The 12662-nt window shown below is 52.6% G+C and carries 11 protein-coding genes and 1 pseudogene; 3 read left to right on the top strand and 9 right to left on the bottom strand.

Translation table 11 applies throughout. The features are described from left to right. A partial coding sequence (locus tag BZG79_RS05685) for a YkgJ family cysteine cluster protein (protein ID WP_077773921.1) occupies positions 1–240 on the top strand: 240 nt, incomplete at its 5' end. Between the two features lie 53 nt (positions 241–293). Here the strand turns inward: BZG79_RS05685 and yciA are convergent. Continuing rightward, a complete protein-coding gene (gene yciA / locus BZG79_RS05680) occupies positions 294–692 on the bottom strand; it encodes an acyl-CoA thioester hydrolase YciA (RefSeq protein ID WP_077577252.1) in 399 nt (132 codons plus the stop codon). A 114-nt stretch (positions 693–806) separates the two neighbouring features. Beyond that, positions 807–2150 carry a sodium-dependent transporter gene (locus BZG79_RS05675; protein WP_077773919.1) on the bottom strand — a complete coding sequence of 448 codons (1344 nt, stop codon included), beginning with the start codon at positions 2148–2150 and terminating at the stop codon, positions 807–809. A gap of 517 nt (positions 2151–2667) precedes the next feature. Between BZG79_RS05675 and cls the strand changes: the two genes are divergently transcribed. Then, positions 2668–4128 (top strand): cardiolipin synthase, encoded by a 1461-nt coding sequence (gene cls / locus BZG79_RS05670; RefSeq protein ID WP_077773918.1) that lies wholly within the window; start codon positions 2668–2670, stop codon positions 4126–4128. Positions 4129–4202: 74 nt separating this feature from the next. Here cls and trpA read toward each other — a convergent pair whose 3' ends face one another. From trpA to aroF, 7 genes and pseudogenes are all read right to left on the bottom strand, one after another. Beyond that, positions 4203–5027 carry a tryptophan synthase subunit alpha gene (gene trpA, locus BZG79_RS16355; protein WP_077661195.1) on the bottom strand — a complete coding sequence of 275 codons (825 nt, stop codon included), beginning with the start codon at positions 5025–5027 and terminating at the stop codon, positions 4203–4205. Next, a pseudogene (trpB, locus tag BZG79_RS16040) lies at positions 5025–5921 on the bottom strand (tryptophan synthase subunit beta); the annotation flags it as partial. The gene trpA and the pseudogene trpB, both read right to left, overlap by 3 nt. 75 nt (positions 5922–5996) lie before the next feature. Continuing rightward, entirely contained in the window at positions 5997–7385 is a 1389-nt protein-coding gene (trpCF, locus tag BZG79_RS05660) for a bifunctional indole-3-glycerol-phosphate synthase TrpC/phosphoribosylanthranilate isomerase TrpF (protein WP_077773916.1), read from the bottom strand. Continuing rightward, on the bottom strand, positions 7382–8386 hold the full coding sequence (gene trpD / locus BZG79_RS05655; RefSeq protein WP_077773920.1) for an anthranilate phosphoribosyltransferase: 1005 nt from the start codon (positions 8384–8386) through the stop codon (positions 7382–7384). Before trpD ends, trpCF begins: the two co-directional genes overlap by 4 nt. A gap of 117 nt (positions 8387–8503) precedes the next feature. After that, positions 8504–9127 (bottom strand): aminodeoxychorismate/anthranilate synthase component II, encoded by a 624-nt coding sequence (locus tag BZG79_RS05650; protein WP_021024307.1) that lies wholly within the window; start codon positions 9125–9127, stop codon positions 8504–8506. Beyond that, positions 9124–10728, bottom strand: a complete 1605-nt coding sequence (locus tag BZG79_RS05645) for an anthranilate synthase component 1 (protein ID WP_077773915.1) — start codon at positions 10726–10728, stop codon at positions 9124–9126. The genes BZG79_RS05650 and BZG79_RS05645 overlap by 4 nt, the downstream gene beginning before the upstream one ends. Continuing rightward, positions 10725–11738 carry a 3-deoxy-7-phosphoheptulonate synthase gene (aroF, locus tag BZG79_RS05640; protein ID WP_077773914.1) on the bottom strand — a complete coding sequence of 338 codons (1014 nt, stop codon included), beginning with the start codon at positions 11736–11738 and terminating at the stop codon, positions 10725–10727. The genes BZG79_RS05645 and aroF overlap by 4 nt, the downstream gene beginning before the upstream one ends. Positions 11739–12307: 569 nt before the next feature. Here aroF and BZG79_RS05635 point away from each other — a divergent pair. Next, on the top strand, positions 12308–12662 hold a 355-nt coding region (locus BZG79_RS05635; RefSeq protein ID WP_277918695.1), incomplete at its 3' end, for a PHP domain-containing protein.

The following is a 12662-nucleotide window of genomic DNA, read 5'->3' as shown; positions in this document are numbered from 1 at the left end:
ACGTGTAAAGCATGTTGCTGTCGTTTAGAGGTGATGCTGATTACCGATACCGGTGTACCCAGAGAGCATATTGAAATCGATGCTTGGGGCGGAGAGGTAATGAAACGGCTTGACGATGGTTGGTGCTCGGCGGTTGATCGAGACACGTTTATGTGCACGATTTATGAAAATCGGCCTTGGATTTGTCGAGAGTTTGAAATGGGCTCAGATGAATGCATCGATGAGCGTAAAAACATGTAACCACGATTCACCGTGAAAAAAGAGGGCCTTTTGAACAAACAGGCCCTCTTTTTTTATTTTTTGATCGCGCGAGGGCGGCCGTTCTCATCAATGGCAACATAGTTAAATGTTGCATGACTGACCTTATTACGATCACCAATTTCATCATGGCTGACGGGCTTAACCCATACCTCGAGTTCAATGGTTATCGACGTATTGCCGATACGTTGGCAGGTACCGTAGCAGCAGACCACATCGCCGACGCTCACCGGTGCTTTAAAAGTAATGTCATTGACTGAGACAGTCACAACGCGACCGCCTGAGATTTCTTTCGCCAAAATGGCGCCGGCCAGATCGAGCTGAGACATAATCCAGCCACCAAAAATATCACCATTGGCGTTAGTGTCCGCAGGCATCGCTAATGTACGAAGCAGCAGTTGGCCGCGTGGGCAGTTGTTTTTATTGTCAGACATGGCTCTCTTCACATCTTATTGAAAAGGGGCAATGCGCCCCTTTTTTACAGTACAAGATAAGAATTGTGACCGCTAACACAGCATTCGGGCAAGTTTTTATTGGTCTGATAAGCGTTAAACCCAGTCCCAGCCGAAGACCAACAGCATTAAAATGGGGCAAATAACACGCACATAGCCGGGCCAAATTTTCCAGAACCAGGTGTCGCCCAGTTCAGGACTGCCTTGCACCAACTCTTTTAATATTTCGTTGCGGTGCCATAGCCAACCGGCGACAAGCGCAAACAGTAGGCCGAGAATCGGCTGTGCGTATTCGGTGGTCACGGTGACGACCAAGCCAAACAGCTCGCCAAAGTTGTAGACAATGATGGCCGAGGCGGCGGTGATCAGGCCTCCTATCCACCAGACCGCTTTTTCTCGTGATTGTTTCAGCTCTTCGGTCGCACAGGCGACAGGCACTTCAAGCATGGAAATCGCCGAGGTGAGTGCCGCAATCACCATGAGCAGGAAGAAGGCAAAACCGATGAATAAGCCAGCCGAGCCCATGGTGTCAAACATGGCCGGTAATACGCTAAATACCAGGGTGTCGCTGCTCAGCAATTCGCCCGCTTCGCTGTATATCGCGACCCCATTGTGCTGTGCCACAAACATGGCGGGCATGATCAGTAGCCCCGCGGTAAAGGCAATGCCCGTATCGAGTAGCGCAACTTGCGCGGCCGTTTTAGGAATGCTGGCAGATTTGGATAAGTAAGAGCCGTAGACCATCATCACGCAGACACCGAGCGATAACGAGAAGAAGGCTTGCCCCATGGCACTCACAACCAGGCTAGGTGACAGGTGTGACATATCGGGGATCAGGTACATTTCTAAACCATCGATCGCACCCGGTTGGAACAAAATGTACACCACCATGACCACGAACAACAAAAACAGGACGGGCATAAGGCGGGATGACCAACGTTCAATGCCGTTAGCAATGCCATTGCGCACAACCAGGATGGTCGGCACCATAAAACACAGCATCAATACCAGATTTCGGGTATCGCTGAATGACTCTAACCAGTTAGCGGCATCGACAAAGCCCAGCGCGGTGAGCAGTGGTGACACCATAAAGCCGACCAGCCAACCGGCAACGATGGCATAGAAGCTAAGGATACCGGTTGCCCCGAGCATACCGACCAAGCCGAGCAAACGGCCCAACCACGTTGGCCAGCCGGCGACTGAAGATAACGAGCGAACAGGGTTGGCATTACCGTAACGGCCAATAGTGAGTTCTGCTATTAAAAGAGGGTACGCTAGGATAAAAACCATTAGCAGATAAATGAATAGAAAAACGGCGCCGCCGTTAGAGGCGGTTTGGGTCGGGAATCCCCAAATGTTGCCTAGCCCAATGGCTGAGCCTGCTGCCGCCAAAATAAACCCAATGCGGGATGAAAATTGTGCGCGTTGTGTGTTTGCCATACCTACTCGTTATCGTTTGCGATAATTAATTGATTTTTTTAACGACACCTCAAGATGTCGTCGTTGATGAAACTGTCAAAGGTGTAAACTTTTTATTACGAACTTGGATGAGTGATTCCCAGCTCAAAGACTCGTAAGTAAAACAGTTTATGCGTAGAATTTGAAGGTCTTGCCGTATGTAATGCCTAAAATAAGCATAATTTCCCCATATTCTTCCTGCTCGTGATGACTTCTTCGACAGTGATAAGCGCGATTCGCTACCTATAGTGAGTATCACAGTGACTTTCTCTGCTGCAATCACTGATTTAACAATCTAGTAACATTGCGGTGAGTTGTCACAATAATATGACTGACTGCGCTAAGATAAGCGCCAATGATGTGCGTTAACTCACTGTCGAGTCTGATTGTGTCGTCACCTAAAGACAAGACGTTGCTTGCACCCGCTCATAACCTAGGCAGAATGGAAGAGCTAGCGGGTTAACCCTTTATTAATGACTATCAAGGTGTGCACTTGGGCATGGAAAAAGTCTACGAAATCCTTACCGTACTGTTGTTGTTACTGTACTGGTTAACAATTGCGGGTGTAACGATACGCGTGGTATTCAAGCGACGCGCACTGGGCGTGTCGATTGCTTGGCTGATGATTATCWATATTCTGCCGATTGTGGGGGTGATTGCGTACCTGCTTTTTGGAGAATTGAACTTGGGGAAAACCCGAGCCGTGCGGGCGAAAGCGATGTTTGAGCCTTATCGTCAGTGGCTGTTAAGTTTACAAGCGTGTCCCGCGCACCGTCCCCATCATATTAATGAGCAATCCCACCATGTGAACCGGCTCTGTCATGCTCGAATTGGTGTCCCTGAGCTCACGGGCAATCAATTGGCGTTGAAAACGGAACCGGCAGAGATCCTTAAATCTGTGGCACTCGACATTCGTCAGGCGCAAAAAAGTGTGGATATGGTGTTTTATATCTGGCATCCGGGCGGGCACGCTGATGAGGTGGCGCAGGCGGCGTGCGATAAAGCAAAACAGGGCATTCCAGTGCGGATCATGTTGGATTCTGCAGGGAGCAAAGCTTTTTTCCGTAGTAAATGGCCTCATGCGATGCGCGAGGCCGGGGTTGAGCTGATAGAAGCACTGGCGGTGAACCCGTTCAGGATGTTCTTTCGTCGCCTCGATATTCGCCAGCATCGTAAAGTGGTTATTATCGATAACCAACTGGCTTATACCGGCTCGATGAATATGGTCGATCCACGATTTTTCAAGCAAAATGCGGGTGTTGGTCAGTGGGTCGATGTGATGGTTCGCGTGTCGGGGCCGACGGTATCGGTGCTTAGCAGCGTATTTGCCTGGGACTGGGAAGTTGAAACCGGCATTCGTGACCTGCCCAGTGCGCCCGAATGCTTGATGATAGAAGATCATCAACATGCCAATCATGCCGTACAAGCGATTCCGTCAGGGCCTGGATTGCCTGAGGGAATGATCCAACAAGTGCTCACCTTGGCCATTCACCAAGCGGAAACCAGTATTACGATTACCACGCCTTATTTGGTCCCCAGTGAAGGCCTGATGGTCAGCCTGCAAACCGCGGCGCAACGCGGTGTGAAAGTGACGATCATTGTGCCGGAAAAAAATGATTCGCTGATGGTGGAGTGGGCGAGTCGCTCATTTTTTGAGGACTTGATGTCAGCGGGGATAAACATCTATCGCTTCAGCGGTGGCTTATTGCATACCAAGTCAGTGCTTGTCGATGAGCAGTACTGCTTAGTGGGAACGGTAAACCTTGATATGCGCAGCCTATGGTTAAACTTTGAATTGACTTTGACTGTCGATGACCCTGAATTTTGTGCTGCTATTAACCAATTACATCAGGATTATCTGGCTCAGTCTTCGCGCGTGAACCCTGAGAGCTGGCAACAAAGGCCGGTTTACCTCAAACCTATCGAGCAGTTTTTTTATATGTTTAGTCCGCTGTTGTAAAAAAAGCCCACCATGGCACGACTTGCCTGGTGGGCTTTTTGCTATCGGTACTGATGACGACAAGCGACTGAAAGCTACGAGGCGTGTGCTGTTGCCGCTTTCATGGCTCGGACAAACTCAGTCAGCGCGTTGAGCATAGTCGGCACGTCGTGCTGATGGGTTTCAATAATTTTCACCACCGCTGAGCCTGATATTGCACCGGCGGCTCCGGCCACAATGGCTGCCTTGACTTGCTCAGGGGTTGAAATACCAAACCCAAGTAGCGGGCGCGGTGCTTGATGATGAAGTAGGGTGCCTAGCAAGTGCTCGACCGGTGTGCCGGCTTTGGCTTCCGCACCAGTTACCCCGGCGCGCGATACCAAATAGGTATAGCCACGACCCAGCTCGGCCACTTTGGCGAGGGTTTTATCGTCCGCATTGGGTGGGGCGATAAAAATCGGATCGATACCGTGCGCTAGGGCGTGATCACGAAAGGGGGCGGATTCAGAAATCGGGGCATCGGCGATAAGCACCGAGTCGACGCCAACCTCAGCGCAGCGGGTGTAAAATGTTTCGATACCCCGTGCATAGACTAAGTTGGCGTACATTAATAACCCAATGGGAATCGTGGGGTGCTTGGCACGAATGGTCGCTAACATGTCAAAACAGGTATCGGGTGTGGTGCCGGCTGCCCGCGCTCGGATCGTGGCGTCTTGAATGGTCGGCCCATCAGCGAGCGGATCGGAAAATGGCATGCCGAGCTCTAGGGCATCCGCGCCACCTTCAATCAAGGCATCGACTACGGCGAGCGATTGCTCAGGATTCGGATCCCCCAAGGTCACAAAGGGAACAAAGGCGCCTTGCTGTTTGGCATCCAAGTTTGCAAACATTGATGAGTATCGCGTTGATGGTGCCACCATTGAATACGACTCTTCTACTTGGCCATATTCATCTTGCATTAATGGCGATTTCATCCCAAAGAAAATCCCGGGCTTACCGTGTTTTAAGGGGGCGCCGTGCTGATCGGTATCGRGTCCTTTACCGGCCGGTTCCACGCCAATTAAGCGCACGTCTTTGTCTTCAATAAAGTCCGCAAACATGCCAATGGCGTTTGAGCCGCCGCCGACACAGGCGATCACCGCATCGGGCAAGCGGCCTTCTGCGCGCAGGATTTGTTCGCGGGTTTCTTCGCCAATAATGCGTTGAAACTCGCGCACAATGGTCGGGAAAGGATGAGGGCCGGCCGCGGTGCCGAGTAAGTAGTGCGCGGTATCATAGTTGGCAGACCAGTCGCGCATCGCCTCGTTACAGGCATCTTTGAGGGTCGAGGAGCCCGCGTGCACGGGGATCACCGTTGCGCCCATCAGCTTCATGCGAAACACATTGGGGCTTTGACGTTCAACATCCTTGGCACCCATATAAATGCGGCATTTTAGCCCCAACAGCGCACATGCGAGTGCGGTCGCCACGCCGTGTTGTCCGGCGCCGGTTTCGGCAATAATTTCTGATTTGCCCATGCGCTGAGCGAGCATCGCCTGGCCAAGCACTTGGTTGGTTTTGTGCGCGCCACCGTGGAGTAAATCTTCACGTTTGAGATAGAGTTTAGTCTTGGTGCCCTTGGTAAGATTACGGCATAACGTCAGTGCGGTGGGGCGTCCCGCGTATTCTTGCAATAGACGAATATAGTCGTCTTTAAAGGTGGGATCTTCTTGCGCATCAATAAACGCTTGCTCGAGTTGATCGAGCGCAGGCACCAAAATTTGTGGCACGTACTGGCCGCCAAATTCACCAAAATAGGGGTTAAGCTTGCTCATAATAATCCTTTTACGTCTTTAATTTGGTGCCGAGGTGCGTCGTTCACCCCGGCGTAATCACTCATTTCTGGACAATTAATAACGGCGTAGGGCACGAAACGCCGCGTTAAGCTTGTGGGCGTCTTTCACACCGGGCGCATGTTCGACGCCGGAGTTAAAATCGAGCCCTAAGCAGCCTTGTGCAGCGGCCTTTGCGGCATTGTCGGGCGTCAAACCACCCGCGATCATCACTTTGTCTTTGGCCGCTTTTGGGATCAGGTGCCAATCAAAGGTTTTGCCGGTGCCGCCAGATTGCTGACCGACTCGGCTGTCGATGAGGTGGCGGTCTGCGTCGATGCCGTCTAACGCTGGGGCGACATCAGACACACCGTGCGCTTTCCACATTTCACAGTGGGTCGGAAGCCTTTCGCGCAGTGCTTGTAAGTACGCAGCATCTTCATCGCCATGTAATTGCACCGCGTGTAGGTTGAGCTGATGGGCATGCGCTGCGACTGTCTCTATTGCGTGGTTTTGGAACACGCCCACATAGCGAAGCGGCGCGCCTTGCTGTACACGTTCGGCCACGGCTGGGGTTACCGCGCGCGGCGAGTGTTCAACAAAAATGAGCCCGCCATAAACCGCGCCCGCGTCATAGGCGGCGAGGGCATCATCGGCTGAGGTTAACCCGCACACTTTGTTATCGCCCAAGATCACTTTACGTAGCGCAAGCGTGAGATCGGGCTCTGCCATTAAGGCACTGCCAATCAAAAAGCCGTCGGCGTAATCGGCGAGGTCGCGCACATGGCGGTGGCTATGAATGCCACTTTCTGAAATCACGATCGCTTTTTCCCCCACTTGCGGTGCTAAGCGTTTGGTGCGATCGCGATCAATACTTAAATCGCGCAAATTACGGTTGTTAATGCCAATCACCACCGCCCCTAAGGCATTGGCCCGCGCCAGCTCGTCTTCGGTACTCACTTCGGTGAGTACCCCCAGCTTTAAAGACTCGGCTAAATCGGCTAGCTCACGGTATTCGGCGTCGTCGAGCACTGACAGCATCAACAAGATCGCATCGGCTTGATAATGACGCGCGAGGTAAACCTGATACGGGTCGATAATAAAGTCTTTACACAGCACTGGAGCATCAACTTGGTCACGCACGATGGGGAGAAAATCAAAACTGCCCTGAAAGTAGTCTTCATCGGTGAGTACCGAAATCGCCGTGGCGAATGGCTTGTATGCTTGCGCAATGGCTGCTGGATCAAAATCGTCTCGAATCACTCCTTTCGAGGGCGAGGCTTTTTTGCACTCCAAGATAAACTGCGAGCCCGGTGCGGCTAACGCAGCACGAAAATCACGATCGCTCGGCGTCAGTTGGTCGACAAAGCTTTCTAACGGCTGGGCTTTTTTGCGGGCGGCGATCCAGCGTTTTTTGTCATCGACAATGCGGCCTAAAATGGTGTCGTTGAGGGCTGACGTGGTCATACTGCGCTCCTTTGTGCTAACGCTTGCATGATGGTGTAAGGCTTGCCCGACGCCATCACGTCCAAGGCCTGTTGGGTATTTGCTTTCAAATCTTCTTGTCCGAATAAGCGTAGCAATAGGGCGACATTGACCGCTACCGCCGCTTGCTGAGCATCTGTGCCTTTACCTTGCAAAATCGCGCGGATCATCTCGCGGTTTTGCTCGGGCGTGCCCCCGGCAATGCTGTCCAGCGGGTATTGGGATACACCAAAGTCGCTGGGGGTCAGGGTGTAATGCTCAATCTGCGTTGGCGTGATTTCTGCTACCGTCGTAGGGCCATGGATCGCCACTTCATCCAGGCCGTCACCGTGAACCACGGCCGCGCGCGTCATGTTGAGGTTTTGCATGGTTTGCGCAATTGGCGCCACCAGTGCTTGGTCGTACACGCCCATTAGCTCAATACTGGGCTTGGCTGGATTGATTAACGGCCCAAGCAGGTTAAAGATGGTGCGTGTTTTCATGGCTTGGCGCACGGGCATCGCATGGCGCACACCGGTGTGGTATTGCGGGGCGAATAAAAAGCACACGCCAAGTGTATCCAGTGCCGCACGCGCTTGCTCGGCAGGCATGGCCAAATCAATCCCAAACGCGGCGAGTAGATCCGACGAGCCGGATTTGCTTGAGACCCCGCGATTGCCGTGCTTGGCGACTTTCACGCCACAGGCAGCGGCCACAAATGCGGCGGTGGTAGAAATATTAATGGTGTTCGCCCCATCGCCACCGGTGCCGACGATATCGGCAAACGGATAGCTGGGACGTGGAAAAGGCTCGGCGTTATCGGTGAGTGCCTTCGCGGCGCCGGCGATTTCTTCGGGGGTTTCCCCTTTAATCTTCAATGCGGTTAACGCGGCGGCTAATCGAGCAGGCTCGAGCTCGCCTTGAATAATGGCGCTAAATAGTTGTTCACTTTGCGTTTGGCTGAGCGACTGCTGTTGGTAGAGCGCTTCTAGTAGGTGATCCACGGTTGCTTGATCCATCACTGCATTTAACCTCGATGTGTCTGTCCTGACGTCCGTACTTATTGGTGCTGTACGTGTTGTATCTCTATTCGTTTCTTTATTTATTGGTTTGTTTAGCTATTAATCACGATTGCCTTGATAAAATTCACTCGCCCAATCAATGGTGTGGGTGAGTAGCGCCGCCCCTTGCGCGGTTAAAATCGATTCGGGGTGGAATTGATAACCGACTACATAGTCGGTGTTGTTAACCACGGCCATCACTTTCTGATCTTTGCCATCAAAGGTTGTGGCGATGACATCCAAGTTGGCAGGGACATCAGTGGCAACCAGTGAGTGGTAACGGGCGACGGTTAATGGTGAGGCAAGTGGACCAAATACCGCATGTTGCTGGTGGTGCATGGCTGAGGCTTTGCCGTGCATAATGGTGCCGGCGCCTGCCACTGTACCGCCGTAGGCTTCAACGATGGCTTGCTGGCCCAGACAAATTCCTAACATCGGCACGTGGCCGCGTAACGCCTCAATCAATGCGGGCATGCAGCCGGCATCGGCGGGTGCACCCGGGCCGGGCGAGAGCACCAGTAGCGGCTGGGGCAGGGCACGAATGTGGCTGACAATGGCATCAGCATCTAAATGGTGCCGGAACACCGTGACCGGGTAACCCAATGCGCGAAATTGATCCACTAAGTTATAGGTAAAGGAGTCCATGTTATCGAGCAAGACAATGTCCATTTTCGGGGTGCTCATGGTTGGCCTCCTTGGTGAGCAGCTTGAATCGCATGGATCACGGCTTGCGCCTTGCCGCGGGTTTCGTCCGCTTCCGCTTGTGGGTCAGAATCAAACACCACGCCTGCGCCGGCTTGCACGGTAGCAAGGCCGTTTTCAACGTAGGCGGAGCGGATCACGATGCAGGTGTCCATGTCGCCTGAACCGGTAAAATATCCCACCGCACCGCCATAGCTACCGCGGCGGCAATGCTCGGTATCACGGATCAGTTGCATCGCTCTAAGTTTCGGTGCACCGGTGAGCGTGCCCATGTTCATACAGGCTTGGTAGGCATGCAGCGCGTCAAGATCGGGTTTAAGTTGACCCACCACCCGAGAGACTAAGTGCATGACGTGGCTGTAGCGGTCCACTTTGAGCAAATCGGCCACGTGGCGGCTGCCGGGCGTGCTAATGCGTGCAACATCGTTACGGGCCAAATCGACCAGCATCATGTGCTCAGCATTTTCTTTTTCATCATTACGCAGCTCAAGTTCAATCCGGCTATCTAAGTCGTGATCAATGCTGCCTTGGGCCGTTTTTCCGCGTCGACGAGTACCGGCAATAGGATAAATTTCGACTTGATTGGTCGTTTGGGTATATTTGAGTGCGCTCTCTGGTGAGGCACCAAATAAGCTGAATTCGCTATCGCGCAGATAAAACATATACGGGCTAGGATTGCCGTGTTTCAGCGCGCGATAGGCATTGAGCGGCGACGGGCACGCGAGTGTAAAACGGCGCGAGGGCACCACTTGAAACACATCTCCGGCGATCACGTGTTTTTTTAGCGCTTCAACTTGCTGACAAAAGTTTGAATCGGAGACTGAAACTGCGACCGAGTGTTCAGTCATCACGGGCGCGTCGGGAAGTGGCGCAGGCGATAAGCAGGCTTCTTTGATGCGTTGCAAGCGGCGCGATAAATCCACGTAGTGGGCACTTGCATTATCGCCACCAAACAAGGTGCCTTGTAAGCGTGCTTGTCGGTGTTGGTGATCAATCACCAGTAAGCTCTCGGCGACATAAAAGAGATAATCCGGACAGCTCTCGGTGCCGTCTACGCTGGACAGTGTTTCGGTACTGGCGACTAAGTCATAGGCAAATAAGCCGCCGATAAACAGCGCATCGTCAGGCTGGTTCTCCAACGCGACGCTTTGTTTAACGACGCGCAGCGCATCAAACACCGACGCTTGGCGCAGACGGGCGTCTTCATCCAGCAGGGCACCATTGTCGTTAGGATGGCGGAATGTCAGTGTCAGTGCCGGCTGATTGTTACGCTCAGTGCTTTCTGCCTCACAGGGTAACGCTTGCAGCGCCGCACTTTGCCTGATGCTGTCGAGCAAATGGGCGCCATTATGGGTCAGCGCTTGCAAGGTTACGGTTTGCGCCCGGCATTCAATCCGTACCGCGGCGTCAACGAGCATCAGGCTTTTCACGTTGCGCTTTGAGTCAATTTCAGCTGACTCCAGCAACATGCTAAAGGGTTTATCTTGGCACACGGCGGCATACAGCTCGGTCGGATCGGCCACATAAGGCACCGACAGTTGGAGCGTATCGAGCTCGCCGCATTGGAGGTGATGGGTGTTCACAGCTTTCTCCCTGCCGCTTGAACAAAGGGGGTTAATTCTTGCATTAGCTGCGCGAACATATCGCCGGTCAATGCTTGGTGACCGTCTGACAACGCCTCGCTTGGATTCAGATGGCTTTCCACAATAATGCCATCTGCGCCGACGGCTGCAGCCGCGCGTGATAGCGGCGTGACGAGCTCTCGCACACCCGTTCCATGGCTTGGGTCGACCAGTACTGGCAGGTGGCTGCGTTGTTTCATAAAGGCCACCGCGTTTAAATCCAAGGTGTTTCTTGTGGCGGTTTCGTAAGTGCGAATGCCGCGCTCACACAAAATCACATTAGGGTTGCCCGCATCGACAATATATTCCGCTGCCAGCAAACATTCTTCGATAGTGGCGGAAAGGCCGCGTTTTAACAAGACCGGTTTGCCAGTTTCTCCCACTGCTTTGAGTAAGCCATAGTTTTGCATATTACGTGCGCCAATTTGCAAGCAATCAATGTATTCACACACGGCATCGACTTGGCTGATTTCCATCACTTCTGACACGGTTGGCATGCCAGTGAGCTCACTGGCTTTTTTTAGCAGCTTAAGCCCTTCTATTCCCATGCCTTGAAAATCATAAGGGCTGGTGCGCGGCTTAAAGGCACCGCCACGTAACACACGAGCGCCGTGGGTTTTAACGCGCTCCGCCACGGATAGCAATTGAGATTCCGACTCCACCGAGCAAGGGCCTGCCATGACCACAAAGTCTTGTCCACCGACAGGCACATTGCAGATATTTACTACGCTATCGTGCGGCTGCACATCACGGCTGACGCGTTTGTACTTGGTTAAAATCGGTTTCACTTCTTCAACCAGCGGGTTGGCCTCAAAGTGGCATTGTTGCAAAACGCGTTCATCGCCCAACGCGCCGAGTACAATGCGCTCAACCCCTGGCATGTAAAGCGGTTTTAATCCGCACTGCTCGATTTGGTTGAGTAGCCCTTTGGCGTCCTGCTCAGTGGCTTGGGGTTTAAGTACAATAATCATCAAATATCCTTTTAAACTATGGTTGTGGATTACCGTGGCGTAATGCTTAGTGGCCAAATGCTTAGTGGCTAAATGCGTAGTGGCACGATAACGCTTAATGGCAAAGCTCAGAGACAAAAACGCCCGCGTCAGTGGCGGGCGTTGTGAATAAGGTAGCTGTTGATACAGCCTGTCACACCGCCCGTAAGGAGCCGTGCCACCCAATAAGCGCAACAGAGGTCATAGATGTCGCTAGCGTGCTGACGGCCAGTACTGCAGTGGGTGCCGTGTAAATGCCCTTTGTGCGAGGCGAGGTATTGAAATACATGCTGCGAGACTCCGTTGTGACTGTTACCCTTAGCGCCATCTTGCTCTCCGAGACCGAGAAACGGTGCGCGTTAACTTGTGTACTAGTAAACTGATATTTTGTCTCTGTGTCAACGGGGAAAACCAAAAGAATGCAGAAAAAGTGCTGAAAAAGCGCACCATAAAAAATAACAAATGAATCAATAGTGTTCGCGTACGTGCATTAACTTGCTTGCGTTAGCATCACCAGAGTGCGTGGACATATTAAGGAAACCCGATACACCATGATCATTGATTTACATAGTCACACGACGGCCTCAGATGGCCGTTTATCGCCCCAAGATTTAGTGCAGCGTGCGGTTGAGCGCCGTGTGGGGGTGTTGGCGATTACCGATCACGACACCACTGCCGGGCTGGTGGATGCGCAAGCAGAAATTGACCGCCAAGCGCTGCCCCTTACCTTGGTCAGCGGTATTGAGATTTCTACTCTGTGGCAAAACTTTGATATTCACATTGTGGGCTTAAATATCGATCCGCACCATCCGGCATTAATCGCGCTGATTGCCGAGCAAGCTGAGCGACGCCAACAACGGGCGGAGTTGATTGCTGCACGGCTAGAGCGCTCGCATTATATAGGCG

It is taken from the genome of Salinivibrio sp. MA427 (assembly GCF_001996115.1).
Lineage (GTDB): Bacteria > Pseudomonadota > Gammaproteobacteria > Enterobacterales > Vibrionaceae > Salinivibrio > Salinivibrio costicola.
The sequence above is the reverse complement of the archived record's forward strand: the minus strand, read 5'-3'. Positions and strand labels throughout refer to the sequence as shown.

Coding starts and splice junctions, on each gene's coding strand:
- yciA (WP_077577252.1), bottom strand. CDS start 692: ATGTCTGACAATAAAAACAACTGCCCACGCGGCCAACTGCTGCTTCGT.
- BZG79_RS05675 (WP_077773919.1), bottom strand. CDS start 2,150: ATGGCAAACACACAACGCGCACAATTTTCATCCCGCATTGGGTTTATT.
- trpA (WP_077661195.1), bottom strand. CDS start 5,027: ATGGTGGCACCATCAACGCGATACTCATCAATGTTTGCAAACTTGGAT.
- trpCF (WP_077773916.1), bottom strand. CDS start 7,385: ATGACCACGTCAGCCCTCAACGACACCATTTTAGGCCGCATTGTCGAT.
- BZG79_RS05650 (WP_021024307.1), bottom strand. CDS start 9,127: ATGAGCACCCCGAAAATGGACATTGTCTTGCTCGATAACATGGACTCC.
- aroF (WP_077773914.1), bottom strand. CDS start 11,738: ATGATTATTGTACTTAAACCCCAAGCCACTGAGCAGGACGCCAAAGGG.